We start from the raw sequence: 22,087 nt of genomic DNA, 5'->3' as shown, positions 1-22,087 counted from the left end.
AATAAGCTTCATTAGATAGTTGTTGGATAGGGCATTTGTTTTCTTAAACCGAATATATATTAGATGATTAAAACAAGTTAAGGTGGATTAGACATGGATAAAAGAGTCATTTTTGACTTTGAAGTCGATTTTACTAATGGCGGTGGAATACAAGGACAGGAATTTCGTCTTGATATTGATAGTGATGATATCTCTGATGAAGAATTGGCTAAATATATTGTAAAAGATATGAGACTACTAATGGTGGGTGAGGTAAGGATACTGAACAAGAGAATTATTAGTGAGAAACATAAACGAAAACCTGCTGATGAAGATAGTGAAAAATAAAAAACTTATATGTTTTTTTGTTTTAATCACATATGCATAGTAAAAAAAGAAGTTACCAAAAGGTGACTTCTTTTTTATTTAACCTTCTATCCTATCACTAACAGTAAGGAGCCGGTTCCTTTTAGCTTAGTTAAATTAATGGATTTATGGCTGGAAGATCAGCTTGGACATGCTGTTTTGTCTGAAAACCTGCTTGATCCGATTGAGATGATGGTATCTAAACAAGCAGATTCATATATTGGAAAGTTTCAAACATTCATTGTGCAAAATCATTATTTATTTAATTAGTCTGCTATGTAAAAGTTGCCTCAATAGTCCAATCTCCAGCTTATAAAAACCCAGTACTTTTTACATCGTCAGTTATATCTTTCAGTTCTTTTTCTTTCATTACAAAAGATTTTGCTCTTACGTTAACGCCATCCATATCTAACAACCAAATGATTCATTCTTAATCAGTTTTTGATATTGACAGATTGATTATATTTTGTGAGACTTAATATACATAATGTTCATTAGTTTACATCATGTGCAGAATGTATGTTGTTGATACCGGGTAGTTTAATTTAAATAGTTAATCATCAGAAAAGGCCTAAATGGCTGCACCTATACAAGTCATAATCATATGCCTGAGACTCAATAAAAGTTATACAAGGAGACGAACAATGTCTAAAAAAGCAAAAGTAGATCCTAGGATAAAAAGAACAAATAAATACTTAAGAGACGCTTTAGTTGAACTTCTTAAAGAGAAAGACGTTACATCCATTACGATTCAAGAAATTACGGAAAAAGCAGAATTAACGCGGGGAACCTTTTATTTGCATTATCAAGATAAGCAAGACTTTCTCATGCAGAGTATGAATGAAGTTCTAGAAGAGCTAATAGAGAAAGTAAAACCAAAACAAAATAATGAGGATTCTTCAGAAGTAGAAGAAAAAAATGAATCCGTTTCTTTCTTAAAGCTTTTCGAATTCATCTATGACCATGCCGATTATTTTAAAGTCATGCTAAGTGATCGAGGATTACCTCAATTTAGAAGTCATATGACGGAAATTGTAAAGAAAAGAGTGTATGGAGAGCTAATCTCTTCGATTGGAGAAGCAGAGGATGGACTTGATATCCCTAAAGATATCCTGATTAGCTATATCACATCAGCTCATATAGGTGTCATTTGTTCTTGGTTAGAAAGTGATATGAAATTTAGCCCTGCATTTATGGCTGAAAAATTAACCAGCCTAACACTTTTAGGGCCAATTCGAGTGGCAGGCTTAGAAAATAAAATAAAGCTTCCTTACTGAAGCTTTATTTTTTAGTTTGTTCAAATGCGGATAAATATCTTTCTTCTTCACCATAGCTAATGTGATGGTTGGAAGAAACGTGAGCTTCGCATTTTTAGCTTTTTACAATCATGAAAGGCAGAAAGGAATTGTAGTATGAAAATAGAAAAACACTGGGGGATTTCCTTACTGGCAGTTTTAGCTATTGGTCCTGGTTTAATGTTAAACACTTCATTAAATTCTATACGTGAAATTCTCCAACAAACGTTTAACGATCAATCTTATATTTCGATAACACCGGTTTTAATAGGGGTTATAAGCTTTGCATTTTGTATTCCGTTTGGACCTATCCTTCGACATAAGATAGGGGAGAGAAGGACTTATGTTCTTTCGATGTGTTTGTTTCTTATAGGAGCTATCGTAAGTATAGCTTCTAACAGCTTCTTAGGAATGGGTATTGGTCGTTTTTTTCAAGGAACAGGAACAGGTTTAGCACTTATGATGATGATTCCAATGCTGGTTCTTTCTTTTCCGATTCAGAAACGGAACTTGGCATTACTGATTCTTATCGGCGGATTTTATGGATCTAGCGTTGTCGGTATTTTTCTCGGAATGTTAGTGAACAGCTACGGACACTGGAGAGGGTTATTTTATATAGCGGCCGTACTTTCTTTACTGGGAATATGTTTCAGCTACAAATTTTTAACAAATGATCACGCCAAGCAACAGCACAAATATCATGAACCATTTGACATCATTGGTTTAGCGTTAATGTTTATGGTTACTGCATTTATTACGTTTACATTACTTAATCTTCAAAAATCAGGATGGACATCTACTTATGTATGGATAGGCATAGTAGGAAGCATCATTTTTTTATGCTTTTTATTCGTAGCAGAATGGCATATTAAAAATCCGTTAATTCCCTTTAGATTAGTGGCTTCTCGAAAACCAGCTCTCGCTATCTTAATTGCTGTTATAGGTAATATTAGTATGAGTTTAACTCTTTTATCTCTACAAGGATTGCTTAAAAGCGGATCTAGTTTTGATAAAGGAGACATTTCACTGATCTATATCGGGCTTTTTGCGGGAATAGTGATTGCGGCCATATTAAGTGCCGTATTATATGATAAAGTTGGACCGGGCGTATTAGGTATTATAGGAGCGGTCATTATTATGGGAGTGAACATACAGTGGATGTATTTAGACGGTCATGCTTCTGCATTCCTCTTTGTTAGCAGCTTTGCCGCTTTAATCGCAGGAGTAGGGTTCACAGTTGCTGCAGGTCTTATGGGTGCTGCTTTAGGCGGACCACTACCAAGCTTAGTCCCTCGAATGGTCACGGTTCAATTTATAAGAGTTACAGTATCGGCAGTCATCCCTGTAATCAGTGGTATCGTCTTTGCAAAGGTGTATAAAGATAACCTTATGACGGTAAGTGCAGAGGGCCAGGTTGCTAGTAAAGAAAATTTCACGCAATCTCTACATGTAAAATCTGAAATCATTACTTATCATACATTTTCTACGTTTTCGTGTGTATTGAGCATTGTGGTATTAATTCTTTCATTTTTGATGTTCCTAACAGGTAAAGGCCACAAGCTGGCTCATAAGCCTCATGACAAAGAAAAAAATAAAGAAAAGCTGAGTATCGAAGAGGTTCACCTTAAAAAAGATACTCCCGTTTTTGAGCGTTCGCCTAAAGAGGCTGTTTCGAATCAAGTCATTGGTGACAGCGAGTATAGAGAAGCTTTAAAAAAATTTGGTCAGCCTAAACCTTCTCCTGATAAAATGCTGCATATGAGAGATCAAGAGTATAGAAAAGCTCTTAAAAGGATGAAGGATATAGGACAATAAGTTAAACTGAAGAAATTTGAATAAAGAACAGAAAGAGCAAACTCACGTGTAAGGGAGTTTGCTCTTTTAATTTCTACACGTACTCTTTACAGATATGTTTTATGAAAATTAATAACTAATACAAAAATACAGAGGAGAACCTAGATGAATTCCTTCATTTATTAAAATGAAGAGACTGAATTTTAATAATTCTGTTCAGAACTACCAATTATCCACATAAATTTTTAACTATAATATTCTTCTGTTTAGAAGAATATCTTTTTAGTTAGATAAATTTAGTATGTGAATTCGAGCTGGAGAAAAATTTTAGTGACCAGAATGGGGAAAAGAGACTACCCTATAAGATAGTGTATGGATATAAAAGGACATTACTTTTGTAAATAACGTCCTTTTACATAGCTAATTATTCTTTTTCAACTACCGTAAAGTATTGGACGTTCCTTTTAACAATGACCAAATCATTTGCTAGATCCAATATTTTACTTTTGTCTTCAAATCTATACTGTATGTAGTTCTTTGCACGAATAAGTGATTTAGCTTCAACTAAATGACTTATTTCACCATTAATTAGGTGAAACGTTACTTCATACTTTTTCATAAGAAAACACCTCCATAGTATCAATTTTTACTATTACTTAATTTCTGATACTATTTCTTTTGACTGATGATTAAAAAGTTAGTTGTGTTCTATTAGGGCGAACAGAACAAAAAGCATACAACAGAAACAAATTTTAATTGTCACAGGGCACTAAGTTAGGTATATAGCTGTTGTTATTTAGTATATTTTAGATAGAAACAGTACTTATAGCTGTGTTACAATATTCCTGTTATGTAGAGTAAAATTCATTTTATAGTTCTATTTCCTTTTAACTTACTTATCAAAAAGTCCATATTAGGAATGGAAATGAGTTTACATAGGAAGGTTTCTAAAACTGATTTAGAAATGAAATGGAGAGGGATCTGTGGAAAGAAACGAATTTAGAAGACAAAAAGCACTTCGATCAAAAGAGAAGAGAAAGAAAAAGCTTAGTCAACATAATGCCTTAAACCTATCACTAATCTTTATATCAATATGCATTGTTTGTCTGCTAATCAACTTATCATTGAGATAGAAAAACGTTCACTAAAAAGAGTATGTAAAAGAGAGGAAGACAATTTAATATGAGTAATCAACAAACAGTGGCCGAAAGCTCTAACATCAAAGTGCTGCCGATTATTACGTCGTTTCTTATTGCTGGATTTATTGGTTTATTTAGTGAAACAGCTTTAAATATGGCGTTAAAGGAGCTAATTTCTGGCTTTGGTATTCACGAAACAACCGCACAGTGGCTGACAACAGGGTATCTGTTAACATTAGGGATTTTGGTACCTATTTCAGGTTTTATTCTTCAGCGTTTTACAACCAGACAGCTTTTTATAGCATCTCTAATCTGCTCCATCATTGGAACATTTATTGCCGCTATTGCACCAACATTTGGGGTACTCATGATTGCCCGTGTCGTGCAAGCCGTTGGAACTGCTTTACTTTTACCGCTTATGTTTAACACGATTCTTGTTATTATCCCGCCGCATAAACGTGGAAAGTCAATGGGGATTATCGGCCTTGTTATTATGTTTGCGCCAGCTGTTGGACCAACCGTATCAGGCTTAATCTTAAAAACATTAACGTGGCACTGGATTTTCTGGATTTCACTTCCGCTGTTATTTGTTGCCTTAGTGTTTGGAGCTTTCTTTATGCAGAACGTTACCACACCAACGAAGCCAAAAATCGATATAATTTCTGTTGTTCTTTCAACAGTAGGTTTTGGAGGAATTGTGTTTGGATTTAGCAGCGCTGGAGAAGGCGGAGGCTGGGGAAGTCTACAGGTTATTCTAACTCTTGTGATTGGAACCATTGCATTAGTGGCATTCTCTATTCGTCAAACGAAGATGAAAGAGCCAATGTTAGACCTTAAAGCCTTTAAGTATCCGATGTTTACAATCGGTCTTCTGTTAATTCTAGTCTGCATGATGGTACTGCTGTCTGCGATGATGATTTTACCTTTATACTTACAAACATCATTAGCTTTATCAACCTTTGCCGCTGGTCTAATGCTTCTTCCTGGAGGAGTGATTAACGGAATTCTTTCACCGGTTATGGGCGGATTATTTGACCGTTTTGGTCCCAAATGGTTAGTTATTCCAGGACTTGTGATTGTAGCCGGCACCATGTATGGTTTTTCAACCGTAACGCTGGAAACGTCAACAGGGTTTATCGTTGCTCTGCACATTGCGCTTATGATAGCCATTTCGATGATTATGATGCCGGCTCAAACAAATGGATTAAACCAGCTCCCACCTGAGCTGTACCCGCATGGAACAGCGATTATGAACACTTTACAGCAGGTTTCAGGCGCAATTGGAACAGCTGTTGGAATCTCCATTCTTTCATCAGGTTCAAGAAGCTTCCTTGAGACGGTATCAGATAAAATGGATCCATTAAATCAAGTTCTTGCCTTTACCAACGGTGTTCAGCATGCGTTCATCTTTGCGATTATTGTTTCAATTGTTGGATTGGTTATCTCGTTCTTTATCAAGAGAGTTAATGTTGAACAAAAAGCACATTAATAAAAAACACAGACCATCGGATGGTCTGTGTTTTTTTTGTAATAGGCGGACACTATAAGAAGAACTAGATAAAGTACATTGAGGTGAGTTCACTTATGATATCAAGAAAACACTTAGGATTTAACCTATCTATAATAGCGATTCCGTGATTATCGTTGTTTTTTATAGGAAAACACAGCATAAGACGTTATTCGTTAGCAGGGATTTTTATTATTATCTTTGAAATTATTAATCATTTGTATGGGCATCAGAGGAAGTGGTGGAGATTTTATGATAAAAAAGATTCGTTTATAAAAGATGAACTTCCTTTTAGTATTGGGCCTTATATGCCTCTTTCAATGTGGCTGCTTAAATCTTCGTATGGAAACTTTAAGAAGTTTTTACTACTGAATATTGTAGTTGATGGAATCTTTGCTTTTTTCTTCATTGATGTTCTTAAAAGGTTGAAAATTGTAAGTCTAAACCGGTTAAATCATTTTCAATTTTTTATCTACCTTCACTACAAAGCATATTTGTTATATGGAGTGCAGTATTTATTTGAAAAGGCAAAAAAATGGAGTTGATTTAAAAACTTAAGTAGAACTATGTAAGCACCTTTTAAAGTTTTACAGATATAGACACCAATCTTATTATTCAAGCAATTGAAAATGAATTAGGTAGCCAAATTGTTGAGATCAAGTTGAGATCAAATTGACAAACAGAGATACTGTATCAGTCATGATTGATTAGTAATTGGCTTATGTTGTATTTCAATCTTTAATGTAATTAAAGTTAAATATATAGAAGAGAGAGCTGTTTTCAAGAATCAGCCCTCCTTTTTTATGTTTCTATAAATCATTCATATAGATAGTATTCCAAATAATACAGCCACAATCGTCATAACTAACGCTGTTCCAATGGCATACTTGGCAGCAAAGCGAATATGGTCACCTATATCAATACCTAGGAGTCCCACTAAGACATAAATAGAACCTTGAAGCGGACTTAATAGATGCAAGGGTTGTCCCAGTAGAGAAGCTTGGCCAATTTCTAGTGGAGGGATACCAAAGTGCGCAGCCGTTTCAGACATAATAGGAATAATCCCGAAATAGAAGGGAGCATTTGCCATGAAAAAAGTAAATGGCATACTTATAAGCGCAACAATTACTGTTAATTTTGGTCCAAGAGCATCAGGAATAACTGCTATTAAAGTATCCGCCATAGCTTTAACAATACCTGTTCCATCTATAATTCCAGTAAATATACCTGCAGCAAATATCATGGAAACCACCGTTAATATATTTCCTGCATGAGCATGTAAGCGCTCTTTTTGATCTTGTAAATTTGGGTAATTAACAATCATCACGATAGCAAAACCAATCATAAACAAAGCTGGTAACGGCAAGAACCCTAGAACTAGAGCAGTTAGAAGTAAAAGTGTTAGGATTAAGTTGAACCAGAATAATTTTGGGCGCTTTATTGATGCATCCATTCCTACATCAAGAGCTGCAGCAATTTCATCGTTAAATTCTGTATCTATATTGATAACTCCTAGTCTTTTACGTTCACGTCGTCCAAGAAAATAAGAAACCCCTAAAACCCAAATCGTGCCTGCAATCATAGAAGGAATAAGTGGTAACAGTAAGTCCGTTACATCTGCTTTTACCGCCGCCGTAGCTTGTACAGCAGGACCACCCCACGGAGTCAAATTCATGATACCCATTGCTAGGGCAGGAATACAGGCTAAAATAAGTTTATTCATACCTAATCGATTGTATAGTGGGAGAAATGCAGTTACTACAATTAGATATGTAATGGTACCGTCACCATCTAGAGCAACTATCAGAGAAAGTACTGCAGTACCCATCACGATTTTTAAAGGATCGCCGCCAACCATCTTTATAATTCTTGCCACCAGAGGATCAAATAATCCTGTATCAATCAGCACGCCAAAATAGAGAATGGCAAAGATAATCATAATTGCTGTCGGAGCAATGGTTTCAAGACCCTTCATCATCATTGGTCCTAAATCAGTGAATCCGCCCAATAAAGCAAAAACAATAGGAACCACCGTTAATGCACTAAAGGCAGACAAACGCTTACTCATAATTAAATACATAAATACTACAATCATCGAAAAACCTAAAAATGTTAACATATTATACCCCCTCTAGAACTTTCCTTCATTTTCCCTCTTGTTTATCTTTAATGTCATACTTTTTAAATTCTCATGAAACTATCTAACTATCATTCTTTATTATAAAGCTGCTTTGCACAATCATTCATTAGTAGAAAACAATTGGCTTTTTTTACATATTATTGGTTTAAAACCTGTTATCAGAACTAATGTAAGGGTTTACAAAAAATCTAGCGTGAATTCCCCCCTTAAGCCCACTGTATATATAGAATCATTAATAGATTATTTTCTATTCTCGTGTTCCTTAACGAATCACTCCTTTACTAAAATCTTTTGTTGATGATTGCTCAGAACCAACGGTAGTGCTCGCATCATTTGCGTTTTAACAAGCTAAATACAAGTGTTAGAGTTAATAAACTTATAGTCACTTTGTAGTATCTAAGTAATGGAGCAGTCAGATATCTCCGGATGATATCTAAAAATGATTTTACAGAACTAACTATATTCATTATTACAACCTATCGTCTGAAGTAATAATTATTACTTTTTATTTAATTGTTGTAATAATTGTGACTATTTAAAAATATACTATCATGGCTTCTAATGAAAAGTAAATGTTTTTTTATAGAAATGAAAAGTGAAGGGAAGTATTAGACTTAATTAAAAAAATAAAAAAGTGGTAAAAACATAAAATATCGAATTATTTTATACATTCGATATTTCATGCTTTTACCACATTCGTAAATTTAATCAGTGTAATGATAATTAATTTTTGTAAGGACTGAAGTGATTTTATCGAGACGATCCTTTGTCTTTTCTGGATAATTTATAGCTATCGCACTTACAAGATAATCGGCCACAAGTAGCGACGCTATAGGTGAATTATGAAAAGCGATACTACTCGAGCTACAAGTCAGTACTAAATCTGAGTACTTAACTAAAGGAGAAGAATAACTGTCGGTAATTGAAATGACCTTGGCATCGTTACTTTTGGCAGCTGTTACAAACTCAACAGTTCTTCTAGCGTACCTTGGAAAGGAGGTTGCAATAACTAAATCTTTAGAAGTTAAAGTAATTCCTTTATCCACCCAATCACTTAAGTCAGAGACAATTAGCTCACAGTTTCCGAGTAGTCGATTAAGCCCAAAGGATAGATGCTGTGCCACGGGTAAACCACTTCTAACGCTTGTACAAAATATTCGGTCTGCAGAGACAATCATTTCTAACGCTTTATTTAGGCTCTCTGTAGAAATCATTTCTACTGTTGATTGAATGTTATTGAATTGACTTTCTGCACAGCGCATCCACAAATCACTCTCATCTAAGCCCTTCAAATTTGTTTCTAATCTGATTTGAGGAGCAGCATTGTTACGTAGAAGCTCCTGAAGTCCTTTTTGAAACTCTGCATATCCAGAATAGCCTAGACTAAAAGCTAATCTCATTATCGTGGTCGTACTAGTTTTTACTGTCAAAGCCAATTGATCAACCGTTAAAAAAGCTACATCGACAGGATTTTTAAGGATATAGTCTGCTACTCTCCGTTGAGTTTCTGTTAGTTGTGAGATATTATCTTTTAATTTTAATATTGGATTTTCCATACCTTCGCTCCAATTAAACAGATTATATTGTAAATTTTATTTTTTTAGTATATAAAAAGTATTTATCACAATACTTACTTGAATTTTAGCATGTTTACTTTTTTATGTAAAAATGTTTCTTCTAAGTAATAAGGCTTACGATATGTTTTTCCTGTGTTTTATTTACAAAAATAGATTTACTTTATTAGGCACCGGTGATAAGATACATTTAAGGTTGTTGTAATAAATATTACTGAAATATTAAATGTAGTAATATTTATTACTTTATTTATTTTTTACGATGTTTCTCTATCTTTTTCGAAAATGCAGCAAATAAACTGTAGATATTCTGCGAATAGGGGGGCAATATCTAATTTTACTAAATTAATTTTTGTAAGCGTTATCCTGAGTAGGGCATTGATTAGAATATATTAAAAGAGAAGAGGAGTGTATATCAGTGAGTAATTTAGCACCAGTATTATCTGAAGACATTATTAAGAGAGCAAAACTTCTTAACACAACTCTTATATCCGATGCAATGGGGTGTACAGGCTCAATGGATTATAAAATTAAGCCTGTATCTACAGGAATGAAGGTAGTTGGAACCGCTCTAACTGTAAGTTTAAGACCTGGAGATAACTTATTTCTTCATCAGGCAATCTATGATGGTACAGAAGGATATGTACTAGTTGTAGATGGAAAGGGGCATACGGCAAATGCTTACCTTGGAGAATTAATGGCAGCTGCAGCTAAAGCTATTGGATTTGAGGGGATTATTATAGATGGGGCAGTTCGGGACAAAGAGACCCTTAGTCAATCAGGATTTCCTATTTTCTCAAAAGGATTTATTCCAAATGGCCCCCTAAAAGACGGGCCAGGTGAGTTGCATAAGCCTATTTCTTGTGGAGGAGTATCCGTCATTCCAGGAGATCTAATTATAGGTGATGACGATGGAGTTGTTGTAGTTCCAAAAGAAAAGATTGAAGAGGTTCTTTTTAAAGCTGAAAAAAAACTAGAGTATGAGAAAACGCGTTTAGAAACAATCGAAGCATTTGAAAGAGCGCGTCTGCAAGGTGAATCTGGAGGCAACATTCAGCCTTCTTGGTTAAGAGAACAGATGAAAGCATACGGATTATAAACAGAAGGGAGAGCTTTAAAGTGAAATTAGGTTTTATTGGATTTGGAGAGGCGGCTTTTGAGTTGTCAGTTGGCTTAAAAGGCGAAGGTTTAGAAACCATTTTTGCTCATGATGTTATGATAGACCATCCTACATATGGTCCACAAATTAAAGAACGGGCTGCTCAAGCTCAAGTAAAACTTCTTTATAGACCCGAAGAAGTTTTAAAACAAGCAGATATAGTAATGGTAGCAGTACCCGCAGATAAAGCACTTGAAGTTAGTGAAATGCTAAAACCATTTATAAAGAAAGATTGTATCTATGTAGATGTATCAGCTTCCACTCCTATCGTGAAACAAAAAGTTAACACAAATATACAAGAAAAGAATGCATTCTTTGTGGATGCCGCAATGCTAGGTCCCCTGCCGGTTTATAAACATAAGGTTCCTATTTCAGCAAGTGGTAATGGTGTAGATCGACTGATTTCCTTAATGACTCCGTACGGTATGGACATAACTAAAGTAAGTGAAAAACCTGGTGATGCCTCTGCTGTAAAACTAATCCGCAGTATTTATATGAAAGGCGTAGTTGCTCTTTATCTAGAGTTATTAGAAGCTTCTCATGAATTTAATGTAGAACAATTAGTCTTAGATTCTATTAGTGAAACTCTAGATAGTAAGAGCTTTAGAGAAACAATGAACCGATTAGTAACGGGGACTTCTATACATGCGTTAAGAAGATCAATCGAGTTAGACGGCTCTATTCAAATGCTAGAGGCTTCTAATTTAAACTCGGTTATGTCTAAAGCAGCAAAAAGTAAGTTAGAAACATTAGCATCATTTAATTTGAAAGAAAAGTTTAAAGGACAAAAGCCAGACCACTGGTTGGATGTTATCAAAGCGTGTAAAGAAGATGCTGCTGTAAACAATTAAATAAACTAATTTATTGTATCAATAGTAAGATACGGGGGGATTTACTTGGGAACATGGAATTTTCAAAGCGGTTCTATTTGGTTAGAAAAGGGGTTCATTCCAAATAAGTCTACAGGTATAACAGTTACTCATAAGAATGCCAGAGATATTCATTTATCAGAATCAAATTTAATTGTAACAACCCTAGGGGGTTTTTAATGTGGGTGGTTACTGTAATCAATGCTTATTCAAGAGAAAATAATATTATCATGTTTGAATTTAAAACAGAAAGGGAGGCAAGAGAAACTTTCGTGAAATTACAAAATCATAAAATTTTTTCTGAAATTGTCTGTTGTTATAATCCTGCTTCTCCCCTAGCTGTTAACTGAGTTCTTTTAGGTTTAGGAAATCTACTTAAAAAAGATAGTGAAGAAGACCAAACAAAATGAATGAACAAGCAAATATGGTAATTCTCCAGAGCTTGATAATAAAAGAGATATAAACGTTATGTTTAAAAATAAGATAGTGTTGGTAACCAATGGCGGCACAGGAATTAGAAGGGCTGCTTCCCATGATCAAACTTGTGGAAATTAAAAAATACCTCATATGACACTTATATAAAAGATAATTGCAGGTAAGGAATTGTAAAAGAGGTTACAGGAAGAACTGTAACCTCGATGTTAAACTTCCATTCCTTTAAAAGTGTCGCTAAGGGAGTTATTTAACTCAATAAACTGTTTTTCTATAGGGGTAAATTCATAATTTAGGCGAGAGATGAGATAAAAGTCAGTGTATCTATAGGGTGATGGAACTTCTAAATAATTGTTGATGTTATAACGATTTGCGATACGCTTAGATACTAAGGAAATACCCATACCCATTAATGCAAATTGTACTAATGTTTCTGGATCACCCACTTCAATAATGTCACCTTGTTCAATATTTAAGCTCACATAAATATTATGTAGTATTGTCATGTACAAGCACTTATCAGATAGTACAAGTATATTTTTTTGTCTTACATAATCATCAAATGTTGTGTGTTGATCAATCCCTCGACCAATTACAACCATTTCTTCTACTCCTACTTCTTTATACCTTATCTTTTTGTTGTTTAATGATCCAATTGTATAAGCTACATCAATTTGTCCAAGTAGAACTTGATTTTCAATATATTCGGTTGAACCGGTTTTTAACGTTACTGCTAAATCGGGATATGTGTTATAAAGTTTGTTTAAAGCGCTTGAGAATTCAGTTCCCCCAACTGATATCATGGTACCAATACGGAGTTTTTCGTCTTGTTTTTTCATTTTATTTTCAGTTTCTTCCCAAAGATGCAATATTTTTTTAAATTGATGGTACAATTTTTCTCCTTGTTTTGTTAATTTAACTCCTTTTGAATTTCTGATAAACAGTTCTTGGTTATAATACATTTCAATTTTCTTTATTTTTGCGGTCATATTAGATTGCAGATGGTTCAATTTCATCGCAGCAGCAGATATACTTCTTAATTCCGCCACTGAAACGAAAGCTTTCATGTTTTCAATATCCATTCATTTTCACCATCCATCAAAAAAAGTGATATATCCATCATATTTTAACATTTAAAATGATGATTCATTTTAATTATACTTGATTAAAAGGTAAGATTTTCTACAAAATTTTGGAGGAATGTCTAATGACGGATCAATTAATAAAAGTAGGAATTATAGGAGGATCTTTGAATAATCAATGGGCGAGTAAAACACATATTCCAGTACTTAAAGAAAACCCTTTTTATCAAATAACCGCGATTGGAACATCAAAAGCAGAAACCGCAAAGGAAAGTGCGAGGGTACTTCATGCTTCCCATAGTTTCACAGATTATAAGAAATTAGCTAAATCTAAAGATGTTGATTTAGTAGTAGTTAGTGTAAAAGTTCCATTCCATTACAAAGCTTCAATTGCAGCCATAGAGAAAAATAAACATATTTATTGCGAGTGGCCGTTAGGCATAGATACTATGCAGGCTGTTAAACTAGCAAGGTTAGCGGGTCAGGCGAACATTCACCATGCTATTGGATTACAAGCAAGACAATCTCCCGAAGTGAATTATATAAAGGAGGCTATTAAACAAGGAGAAATTGGGAGAATCATTTCCTGCACCATGCAGGTAGCCACACAAGGGAAAGGGGGAGTAACAGATGAAGCAAACAGTTATATTTTGAAAAAAGAAAACGGAGCGAACCTTCTTACCATTAACGGTGGGCACTCGCTTGATGTTCTTTGCTACATCTTAGGTGATTTTAGAGAGTTATCGGCTGTAATGAATACGCATTATACAGAAACTCTCATACAAGGAACAGGAGTTACGATACCAAAAGATACAGCGGACCAAATCTTAATACAAGGGACACTCATCGATGACATTTCGGCTTCTGTCCATATTCAAGGCGGAGTTTATCCAGCTTTTCAATTAGAGATTAGAGGGGAAAAGGGGGTTTTTCGTTTAGCACAAAATCATTCCTCAGGCCACGTGCAATTTGGTGATCTCAAAGTCGAAAAAGTTAAATATCCTACTTATTTATTAAGTGCTAAAGGTGTTTATTTTGAAGAAATAAACGTATCTTCAGTAAAAGATAATAATCCAAAAGGCTATGTTGAAAAGGCTTATAATATGTTGGCAAAAGATATATTCGAAAATAGAGGTCAAATTCCCAACTTCAATGATGCCGTTAAGCTTCATCAGCTATTGGATGCGGTTCGGACATCTGCAGAGACTGGTGAAAAAGTAGTACTTGATAGGTAAGGCATATTCATAACAACATGTATATTATGTAAAATAATTTAGGTTTATCACTTCTTGGAACGTATACAATTAAAGGTAAAAGGCAGCTAAAGGTGTTATGTGGCTGCCTTCTTAGTAATTTGAACAACTAGAATTATATTTGTGTAAATTCTCATGTAAGTCATTTGGCATTGCTCCCTCAAATATAAAAGCTATGTTAGAAACCCTCTTTTATCAAGCAGCACCTTAGTTGACCTTATCTTTTTCTTTTGAATCCACAACTCATCATATAAGCTATTGCTAGAGAAATAACAGCAGCAATACTAACCTTTATGTAAGAAATCCTCTAAAGCCCAAGGACAATTTAAACTTTAAACCTTGAATCTCCCCCATAAACTTAATAGTAAACGTTTACTATTAAGTTATTCTGTGATAATTATGTTTTCATTGGTATATTCTACGATTGAAAGCTTTTTTTGTCTTGTTTTATCAGAAAATAAAAATTATATTGACAATTAACCGTTTACATTTTATGATTAATTACGTAAACGTTTACTATAAATTTAAATTAAAAACTAAAACAACAAAGGGGATGTTTTTAATGAAAAACAAAGTAAAATGGAGTGGCGTATTTCCAGCAGTTCTTATCCCATTTAAGGACGATTATTCAATTGATGAAGAGGGCTTTCGCTCTTTAGTTCGCTGGGTTGCAGGTCATGAAGGGGTTAATGGAATTGTAGTAAATGGTCATACAGGGGAGATTATGACTTTATTACCTGAAGAACGTGCAGAGGCTGTAAGAATTGCAGCTGACGAATTAAAAGGTCGTATTCCTGTTATCTCTGGTGTATCGGCAGAAGGAACAATCGAGGCTATCCAACATGCGCAAGCTGTAGAAAAAGCAGGAGGCAGTGGGATCCTTCTTATGCCTCCGCATTCTTGGCTGCGATTTGGGATGCAAGAAGAATCACCTGTTCAGTTTTTTAAAGATGTGGCAGAAGCGATTAATATCTCAATCGTTGTTCACCAATACCCAACTTGGACAAAAACTTCGTATACAACCAGTCAATTATTAGAAATGGCTGCTATTCCAAACGTTGTGTCTATTAAAGTCGGCCAACGAGATATTGCACAATATGAAGTAGATATTCGAGCACTAAAAAAGAATGCGCCTGATGTTTCACTGTTAACGTGCCATGATGAATACTTGTTACCTACTTTAGTTCAAGGAATTGACGGTGCATTAGTTGGCTTTGGTTGTTTTGTGCCAGATTTAATTGCAGAACTAGTGAAATGTGTGAAAGATCAAGACTTAACGGCTGCGAATGCTGTGTATGACCGTATCTTTGAATTAAAGCAGGCTGTATATAAAATGGATGAGCCTTCTTCTACTTCTCACTTGCGTATGAAAGAAGCGATGTATCAACGTGGATTAATTAGTAGTTCATTAGCGAGACGTCCAGTATTACCTTTAAAAGAAAAGGAAGTAGAAGAAATTCGTCAAGGCTTACTAAAAGTCGGATTATTAAAAGATGAAGTGAAAGCGTAATAAATATTGTAGGTAGTGGTTGCAAGATTGCAACCACTATTCTTTAGTATTTAGGTGGGACTCGTTTATAATAGATAGATATACTTGACCCACGGAGGTATGTACTATGAGTGTAAGTATTAAGGACGTGGCACTTAAAGCTGGTGTGTCAACAGCTTCTGTCTCACGAGTATTAACAAATAAACCTGGTGTTGGCGCGAAAACCGCAGAACGAATTCGTAAAGTAATGGAAGAATTAGATTATCGTCCTAATTTAGGAGCTAGAGGACTTGTTAAACAAAACACAGGAAATATTGCGGTTGTGGTTCCACGAGGATCATTTATTCTGAATAATCCATTTTTTTCAACCGTTTTAGAAGGAATAGCGAAAGGGATCGACCAAACAGACTATAATATGATGATGTCATTTACCTCTTCTCAACAGAAGCGGTTGCTTGAAACTCAGGCTGTAGATGGTGTTATTCTTTTTGCACCTAGAAATGAAGAGCTAAGTCTAGAATGGTTAGAAAGTATCCGGTTACCGATTGTCGTAGTAGGGAGCTATTTAGAAGGATCTCCTTTCCCATGCGTACGACCGGATGATGAAGATGGTATCAAACAAGCAGTGGATGCTCTTTATCAGCTAGGACACCGGAATATCGGAATCGTAAATGGACCGATGAGCTCCATGCATAGTGTCAGGTGTTTAAATGGATATAAAAAGAAAATGGATGAACTAGGTTTACCTTTTTCTTCTGAAAACGTATTTGAGATTGATGAGTTTGACGCTTTAAAAGCAACAACAGAAGTAGCGACATTTTTAAAGAAACATAGCAACATTACAGGGGTCGTTTGCTCATCTGATTATTTAGCCATCGGTGTTATTAAGGCAGCCAATATGCTTGGACTATCTGTACCCAAAGATCTATCTGTGGTTGGGGCAGATGATGTTCCAATTTCAGATTTTATCACGCCTGCTTTATCTACAGTGCATGTCGATTTATTAGATATTGGTCAAAGAGCAACCTCGATACTGATGAATATGCTCGAAGGAAAACAGATTCGAAAAAAAGATGTTGTATTTAAGATGGAATATATCAACAGGTCCACAACCGATAGTCCAAAACATAACTAAAATGTATACCTAGGCTCTAAAAAATTTTAGAGTCTGCTATTTGCTGTCTTTAACTGTAAACCCTTTCATTGAATTCCTAGTTTAATAAGTTTTGTTTCACGCATCTTAGGGTCATTGTCATTCCGATTTGAAGGAATCGCTACTAAGGAGGATTTATGTATGAATACAGAATTGAACAGAAATTCTTCAGAAGCTACTAAGAATATCAACTATAATCATGAAGAAATTGGCTTGTCAAATCGTGCTGCCGAACTGCTTACACGTATAGAAAGCGTTCCCTTTTCACGCTGGCATATTAAACCACGTGTGATTATGGGTTCAGCCACGTTTTTTGATGCTTTTGATGCGTTATCTCTGGCGTTCGTTTTACCCGTATTAATTGGAATATGGAATTTAACCCCTGGTCAAATCGGTATTCTTATCGGTTCTGGATATCTTGGACAAGCGATTGGAGCTATCTTCTTTGGGTGGCTGGCGGAACGGTTTGGACGTGTCTATAGTGCTAAATGGACCATTTTTTTAATGTCTGTCATGAGTATTGCTTGTGCATTTGCAGGTAATTTCCATGCACTACTGTGGCTGCGGTTCGTACAAGGCATCGGAGTAGGTGGTGAAGTTCCTGTTGCTGCAGCTTATATAAATGAACTTTCAGTTGCACAAGGACGGGGACGTTTTTTTATGCTGTATGAGATGATTTTTCCGCTAGGGTTAATGATATCCGCGCAGATTGGTGCTTTAGTTGTACCTAGCTTTGGGTGGAAGTGGATGTTTTTGATCGGTGGTATCGGCGGATTAATTGTCTTTTTATTTTTCTTTAAGCTGCGTGAATCGCCTCGTTGGTTAATTTCAAAGGGCAGGTTTGACGAAGCAGAACGAGTAATTGAAGAAATTGAATCGAGTACGGATAAACGTATAGAAGCAAAAATTAGTGCACCTCAAGCTGTAGTAAAAGGCAATTGGAAAGAATTATTTTCCCCTTTTTACCGCAGTAGAACGCTAATTGTCTGGACACTTTGGTTTTCTTCCTACTTTGTTGCGAATGGACTTAACAACTGGCTCCCAAGTTTATATAAAACAGTTTATAATCTTCCATTAGAGGATTCTCTACACGCAGCGTCACTAACGAATGTGATTCAAACAGTGGCTGTGTTTGCTTGCGCCTTACTTATTGATAGAGTTGGCCGTAAAAGGTGGGCAACTATTGCTTTTCTTGTTGTAGGATTACTTTTAACGACACTTTGGTTTAATGGTGCCAAATCTGCCGAAAGTGTTATGTATTTAGGTTCAGCAGCTTACGGCGTTATGGGAACAATTACGGTTCTACTCTATCTCTACACGCCAGAAATTTATCCAACACGTATGAGAGTACTTGGAATCGCGTTTGCGACAGCATGGCTGCGACTAGCTTCGGCTATTGCTCCTACGATACTTGGCTTTGTGTTAGGCGCTAAGGGAATTACCTCTGTTTTTGTTCTGTTTGCTTGTGTAGCTGCAGTAGGTGCATTTATGGCATTTAAGATGATTGAAACACGTGAAAAGGTTTTAGAAGATATTGCACCATAAAAGAGCAAGTTCCAAGAGGTAAGATTAAGCCAATCTTACCTCTTTTATTAGTGAATGCTGCTATTCATTAATTCTTACAATTTTTAAAACGTTCATTATAAGGAAAGGTTGCTTTTTTGATTGCCGTTATCTTTTATAAGTAATTTTATAAAGAATAGAGGGTAAATCATCAAGTACAAATTAAAAGCCCACCATGTGAAATCGAAATCTTTAATAAATGCCCAATACGCAATAGCTTGTAGCCCTGAGCAAAATGTTAACACTAGAGAAATTAAAGCGTAACCTTTCCATGATTCTCTATGCAGCTTGTATAAATATAGGCTAAACAATCCAGTGAATGAAACAAGAATATCTAGAGGGAAGAACGACCAGTTCCAAGCTATGACTATGGGGTTATCATAATCTTTGAAGGCTACACTTTTGGGTATCAATTCAAAGTAAGTAACAATCCAATAGATAATAAATCCGATATCTGTAACAAGAAAAAAAGGTTTTAAATATTTCATCTTTTTACCTCGTGTGTTCTTCCAAAGTTGATTTACTAGTATTAGCTTCTTTTTCCCCGGTCATATTTAATGTTACTACGCCGATAATAATGAGAGCTATAGCAACAATCTTTAGCAGGCTTACACTTTCATTAAAGTACATAAATCCAATTAGCGTAATAATTATAATCCCCATACCTGACCAAATAGCATAAGCAATTGAAACCTCTAAACTTTTTAAAGTTAACGTCAAAAAACACAAACTACAAATATAAAAAAATATGAGCAACACACTTGGTATAACTTTAGTAAAACCGTCTGATAATTTCATGGATGTAGTACCAGCCACTTCAAAAAGTATAGCTAAACATAGATAGATCCAATGCAAATCTTTTCGCCACCTTATTTTTTTATAGAAATGCCATTCAAAAGAATATCAATAACAGATTTTAATATTTCACTTATTGTTAAGGTAGATTTTAGAGAGAAGCTTGGCTGATAAATTTGATTGATTGCGCCCAGGTATAGCTCTATAAATAGTTGTGAATCAATTTCACGTAGAACTCCTGTTTCTATTCCTTCTTCCATCAGTTTTACCACTAGATCCCACTCTTGCTTTAAAAAGTCATCTATCTTAACCCATTGATTATAGTGAAGCCGTTTTAAATCTGCTAATAGGCGAAAGTCCATTGTACTAAACTCTTTAGGAACACATATAAGGACTTGGGTAATCTTTTCAAGTAAACTTAGACTTTCATCATGGAAGATTTCTTCTTCTTTGTTCTTGATCTGTAGGATGAGATTTTCAATTATCGAGTCAATGATGTCGTCTTTGGAGCTGAAATGTTGGTACATGGTTCGTTTGCTCGTTCCTAAATTCTTAGCCAAATCGCTAATAGTAAAAGACAACCCTTTTTGCTGAATTAAAAAAATGGCTTCTTGTGTAATTCGCTCTTTCATAAAAAACCTCCATGTGGTACCGGAAATAATTTTATAGTACCAAATGTATTTTACAATATATTTTTCCAAAAATAAACATTTTTATCTTGTGTTTACTTTTTTAGATGTGAAGGATCTGGGCTCTTATTGTTTTGGTTTTAGAGCAATTTATCAATATTTTTAAAATTAAAGTTAATATATTTAATTTTTAATATAAAATTATTTAATTTTATTGTTTTTAATATTAAATATTTGTTATATAATCAAATTAACTAAAAGAAGGAGATTTGATTATGGCTTATAAAGTAATTACAAATTGTCCTGTTTGCAGTGAAACATTAAAAATTACAAAGCTGCAGTGCACTCATTGTCACACGACAATTGAAAATGAGTTTGAATTATCTAAACTGGCATCCTTATCAAGTGATCAGCTTCATTTTGTAGAAGTATTTTTAACATGCAGAGGAAATATCAAAGAAGTGGAAAAGGAACTGGGCGTTTCCTATCCAACCGTTCGAGGCAAGCTCACAGACATCATTTCGTCCCTTGGATATGTAGAGAAGAAGAAAAACGAAGTAGATGAGAAAAAAGTTGTGTCCATGTTAGAAAATGGTGAAATTACAGCAGAAGAAGCCATCAAGCTCTTAAAAGAAGAATAGGGAGGGAATTTTTATGAAAGAGGAAATTACAAGAGTGTTAACAATGGTTCAAGAAGGCAAGATTGATGCAGAAAAGGGATCAGAACTGATTCAAGTATTAAAAGAAAAAGAAGAAACAGGCAATAAGCTTTTGAAGAAACCGACTGCGTATTTAGATAAAACGTTAAAAATTCGAGTTGTGTCAACTGAAAACGATAATGTGAAGGTTAATTTGCCTATAAAACTAGTCAAGCTGGTATTAATGGCTGGACACAGCATCGCAGCGAGTATCCCTCAATCAGAAAAATATGTGAAAGATATAGACATAAACCTTATTGTTGAGGCAATCGAAAACGAGTTAGATGGCCAAATTGTTGATATTAAATCGGCAAACGGCGATACCGTTTCAGTCATTATTGAGTAATGGTTCGCTTATGATTCATGTAAAAGTGAAAACCAAAGAAGCTCGGTTTAACATCCCTATTCCATATGCTCTTTTAAACGTTGTTATCAGCGTTGTTTTTTCGAAATTTATCCAGAAGCATGCAGATAAATGGACAAAAGAACATTTTAAAAGAAAAGAGCTGAATTTTACTTTTCCGCTAATCGATAAAAGCATGCTAAAGCCTATTGTTAAGGAACTGAAGAAACATAAGGGAATGGTACTAGTAGATGTCAAAGCTACTGACGGTACAGAGGTAAGAGTTAAACTATGATGTAGCTTTGCAAAGTGCCTACCCGCGTGTAAAAATAAAACCTTATTCGTCCATATAGATGTAAAAAAGGCTAAAAAAAGAGATCATACAGTTTGCTATCGTGCTGTATGATCTCTTTTTTTCTCTGCTTCTTTCCTTTTCTTATTTAACCTATATCCGGAATATGTGCCCCCAAATATGGCAACAAACATAGCAATCCATATTCCTATCCACACTGACATCGTATTAAAACGCCCCTTTGCTACTTGATTTTATTAAGTATTTCTTTTTATTAAGCAGCTCTGTAGTTGATTTTATCTTTTTAAAAAATCCAAAACTCACTATCATAAGCTATTACTAACAAAATAACAGAATACTAATTTTTATGTAAAAAGCTTTAAAGCCCAGGGACTATATCTATGCGAATTAAACTGGAGTGTATACCAACATCTTCCACTTTTACCTTTAGAAAAAGAAGTGATAAGTCATAGAAGAAATAAGGTTTCCTTCATAAAGTAAATATTTTCGCGTCAAAATGGGTCATTGACAAAGAA

24 protein-coding genes are annotated in these 22,087 nt (G+C 34.9%); 17 read left to right on the top strand and 7 right to left on the bottom strand.

The features are described from left to right. Window positions 1-93 precede the first annotated feature (93 nt). The 4 genes from ACFX4N_RS13100 to ACFX4N_RS13085 all read left to right on the top strand — a co-directional run bounded on the left by ACFX4N_RS13100 (window position 94) and on the right by ACFX4N_RS13085 (window position 3,455). Window positions 94-327 carry a hypothetical protein gene (locus ACFX4N_RS13100; protein WP_057273765.1) on the top strand — a complete coding sequence of 78 codons (234 nt, stop codon included), beginning with the start codon at window positions 94-96 and terminating at the stop codon, window positions 325-327. Between the two features lie 138 nt (window positions 328-465). Next, window positions 466-615: a hypothetical protein gene (locus ACFX4N_RS13095; protein WP_156622793.1), complete on the top strand. Its 150-nt coding sequence runs from the start codon at window positions 466-468 to the stop codon at window positions 613-615. Window positions 616-989: 374 nt separating this feature from the next. After that, window positions 990-1,622 carry a TetR/AcrR family transcriptional regulator gene (locus ACFX4N_RS13090; RefSeq protein WP_055990508.1) on the top strand — a complete coding sequence of 211 codons (633 nt, stop codon included), beginning with the start codon at window positions 990-992 and terminating at the stop codon, window positions 1,620-1,622. Window positions 1,623-1,757: 135 nt separating this feature from the next. Next, on the top strand, window positions 1,758-3,455 hold the full coding sequence (locus tag ACFX4N_RS13085; RefSeq protein WP_057273764.1) for an MFS transporter: 1,698 nt from the start codon (window positions 1,758-1,760) through the stop codon (window positions 3,453-3,455). Between the two features lie 403 nt (window positions 3,456-3,858). On the opposite strand, the gene ACFX4N_RS13080 is transcribed toward ACFX4N_RS13085, so the two are convergent. Further along, on the bottom strand, window positions 3,859-4,053 hold the full coding sequence (locus ACFX4N_RS13080; protein ID WP_013058394.1) for a hypothetical protein: 195 nt from the start codon (window positions 4,051-4,053) through the stop codon (window positions 3,859-3,861). Window positions 4,054-4,616: 563 nt separating this feature from the next. Between ACFX4N_RS13080 and ACFX4N_RS13075 the strand changes: the two genes are divergently transcribed. Further along, the gene (locus tag ACFX4N_RS13075; RefSeq protein WP_098277784.1) at window positions 4,617-6,062 is read left to right on the top strand and encodes a DHA2 family efflux MFS transporter permease subunit; all 1,446 of its coding nucleotides are present in this window, start codon (window positions 4,617-4,619) and stop codon (window positions 6,060-6,062) included. Window positions 6,063-6,217: 155 nt separating this feature from the next. After that, window positions 6,218-6,625, top strand: a complete 408-nt coding sequence (locus ACFX4N_RS13070; RefSeq protein ID WP_235567332.1) for a hypothetical protein — start codon at window positions 6,218-6,220, stop codon at window positions 6,623-6,625. Between the two features lie 275 nt (window positions 6,626-6,900). Here the strand turns inward: ACFX4N_RS13070 and ACFX4N_RS13065 are convergent, their stop codons facing one another. Together ACFX4N_RS13065 and ACFX4N_RS13060 are read right to left on the bottom strand one after the other, a co-directional pair. After that, window positions 6,901-8,199 (bottom strand): CitMHS family transporter, encoded by a 1,299-nt coding sequence (locus ACFX4N_RS13065; RefSeq protein WP_053487609.1) that lies wholly within the window; start codon window positions 8,197-8,199, stop codon window positions 6,901-6,903. 725 nt (window positions 8,200-8,924) lie between these two features. Continuing rightward, window positions 8,925-9,776: a MurR/RpiR family transcriptional regulator gene (locus ACFX4N_RS13060; RefSeq protein ID WP_013058390.1), complete on the bottom strand. Its 852-nt coding sequence runs from the start codon at window positions 9,774-9,776 to the stop codon at window positions 8,925-8,927. Between the two features lie 436 nt (window positions 9,777-10,212). On the opposite strand from ACFX4N_RS13060, the gene ACFX4N_RS13055 reads away from it, so the two are divergent. The 4 genes from ACFX4N_RS13055 to ACFX4N_RS13040 are packed head-to-tail and all read left to right on the top strand — an operon-like array spanning window position 10,213 to window position 12,172. Then, window positions 10,213-10,893 (top strand): RraA family protein, encoded by a 681-nt coding sequence (locus ACFX4N_RS13055; RefSeq protein ID WP_061859408.1) that lies wholly within the window; start codon window positions 10,213-10,215, stop codon window positions 10,891-10,893. Window positions 10,894-10,913: 20 nt separating this feature from the next. Beyond that, the gene (locus tag ACFX4N_RS13050) at window positions 10,914-11,804 is read left to right on the top strand and encodes a prephenate dehydrogenase/arogenate dehydrogenase family protein (protein WP_097826852.1); all 891 of its coding nucleotides are present in this window, start codon (window positions 10,914-10,916) and stop codon (window positions 11,802-11,804) included. A 45-nt stretch (window positions 11,805-11,849) separates the two neighbouring features. Next, complete coding sequence (locus tag ACFX4N_RS13045; RefSeq protein ID WP_157835277.1) at window positions 11,850-12,002, top strand: hypothetical protein; 153 nt, start codon at window positions 11,850-11,852, stop codon at window positions 12,000-12,002. Continuing rightward, window positions 12,002-12,172, top strand: a complete 171-nt coding sequence (locus ACFX4N_RS13040; RefSeq protein WP_176520304.1) for a hypothetical protein — start codon at window positions 12,002-12,004, stop codon at window positions 12,170-12,172. The genes ACFX4N_RS13045 and ACFX4N_RS13040 overlap by 1 nt, the downstream gene beginning before the upstream one ends. 291 nt (window positions 12,173-12,463) lie before the next feature. Here ACFX4N_RS13040 and ACFX4N_RS13035 read toward each other — a convergent pair whose 3' ends face one another. Further along, window positions 12,464-13,336 (bottom strand): LysR family transcriptional regulator, encoded by an 873-nt coding sequence (locus tag ACFX4N_RS13035; protein ID WP_013058387.1) that lies wholly within the window; start codon window positions 13,334-13,336, stop codon window positions 12,464-12,466. 125 nt (window positions 13,337-13,461) lie between these two features. Between ACFX4N_RS13035 and ACFX4N_RS13030 the strand changes: the two genes are divergently transcribed. The 4 genes from ACFX4N_RS13030 (at window position 13,462) to ACFX4N_RS13015 (ending at window position 18,776) form a co-directional block, all read left to right on the top strand. Then, complete coding sequence (locus ACFX4N_RS13030) at window positions 13,462-14,571, top strand: Gfo/Idh/MocA family protein (protein WP_274588683.1); 1,110 nt, start codon at window positions 13,462-13,464, stop codon at window positions 14,569-14,571. A 580-nt stretch (window positions 14,572-15,151) separates the two neighbouring features. After that, entirely contained in the window at window positions 15,152-16,099 is a 948-nt protein-coding gene (locus ACFX4N_RS13025) for a dihydrodipicolinate synthase family protein (RefSeq protein ID WP_057273757.1), read from the top strand. 106 nt (window positions 16,100-16,205) lie between these two features. Then, entirely contained in the window at window positions 16,206-17,213 is a 1,008-nt protein-coding gene (locus ACFX4N_RS13020; protein ID WP_057273756.1) for a LacI family DNA-binding transcriptional regulator, read from the top strand. 159 nt (window positions 17,214-17,372) lie between these two features. Beyond that, on the top strand, window positions 17,373-18,776 hold the full coding sequence (locus tag ACFX4N_RS13015; protein ID WP_013058383.1) for an MFS transporter: 1,404 nt from the start codon (window positions 17,373-17,375) through the stop codon (window positions 18,774-18,776). A gap of 95 nt (window positions 18,777-18,871) precedes the next feature. Here ACFX4N_RS13015 and ACFX4N_RS13010 read toward each other — a convergent pair whose 3' ends face one another. Genes ACFX4N_RS13010 through ACFX4N_RS13000 form a run of 3 tightly spaced genes read right to left on the bottom strand, consistent with a single transcriptional unit; the run spans window position 18,872 to window position 20,221 of the window. Continuing rightward, window positions 18,872-19,282 carry a YvaD family protein gene (locus ACFX4N_RS13010; protein WP_057273755.1) on the bottom strand — a complete coding sequence of 137 codons (411 nt, stop codon included), beginning with the start codon at window positions 19,280-19,282 and terminating at the stop codon, window positions 18,872-18,874. A 4-nt stretch (window positions 19,283-19,286) separates the two neighbouring features. Further along, window positions 19,287-19,649, bottom strand: a complete 363-nt coding sequence (locus ACFX4N_RS13005) for a DMT family transporter (protein ID WP_057273754.1) — start codon at window positions 19,647-19,649, stop codon at window positions 19,287-19,289. A 14-nt stretch (window positions 19,650-19,663) separates the two neighbouring features. Beyond that, complete coding sequence (locus tag ACFX4N_RS13000) at window positions 19,664-20,221, bottom strand: TetR/AcrR family transcriptional regulator (protein ID WP_057273753.1); 558 nt, start codon at window positions 20,219-20,221, stop codon at window positions 19,664-19,666. Window positions 20,222-20,493: 272 nt separating this feature from the next. Between ACFX4N_RS13000 and ACFX4N_RS12995 the strand changes: the two genes are divergently transcribed. The 3 genes from ACFX4N_RS12995 to ACFX4N_RS12985 are packed head-to-tail and all read left to right on the top strand — an operon-like array spanning window position 20,494 to window position 21,554. Continuing rightward, complete coding sequence (locus tag ACFX4N_RS12995; RefSeq protein ID WP_057273752.1) at window positions 20,494-20,859, top strand: DUF2089 domain-containing protein; 366 nt, start codon at window positions 20,494-20,496, stop codon at window positions 20,857-20,859. Between the two features lie 13 nt (window positions 20,860-20,872). Beyond that, the gene (locus tag ACFX4N_RS12990) at window positions 20,873-21,262 is read left to right on the top strand and encodes an SHOCT-like domain-containing protein (protein WP_057234365.1); all 390 of its coding nucleotides are present in this window, start codon (window positions 20,873-20,875) and stop codon (window positions 21,260-21,262) included. A gap of 10 nt (window positions 21,263-21,272) precedes the next feature. After that, window positions 21,273-21,554: a hypothetical protein gene (locus ACFX4N_RS12985; RefSeq protein WP_057273750.1), complete on the top strand. Its 282-nt coding sequence runs from the start codon at window positions 21,273-21,275 to the stop codon at window positions 21,552-21,554. The last annotated feature ends 533 nt before the right edge of the window (window positions 21,555-22,087 follow it).

This window comes from Priestia sp. YIM B13551 (assembly GCF_042787905.1).
In the GTDB taxonomy this organism is placed as follows: domain Bacteria; phylum Bacillota; class Bacilli; order Bacillales; family Bacillaceae_H; genus Priestia.
The sequence above is the reverse complement of the archived record's forward strand: the minus strand, read 5'-3'. Positions and strand labels throughout refer to the sequence as shown.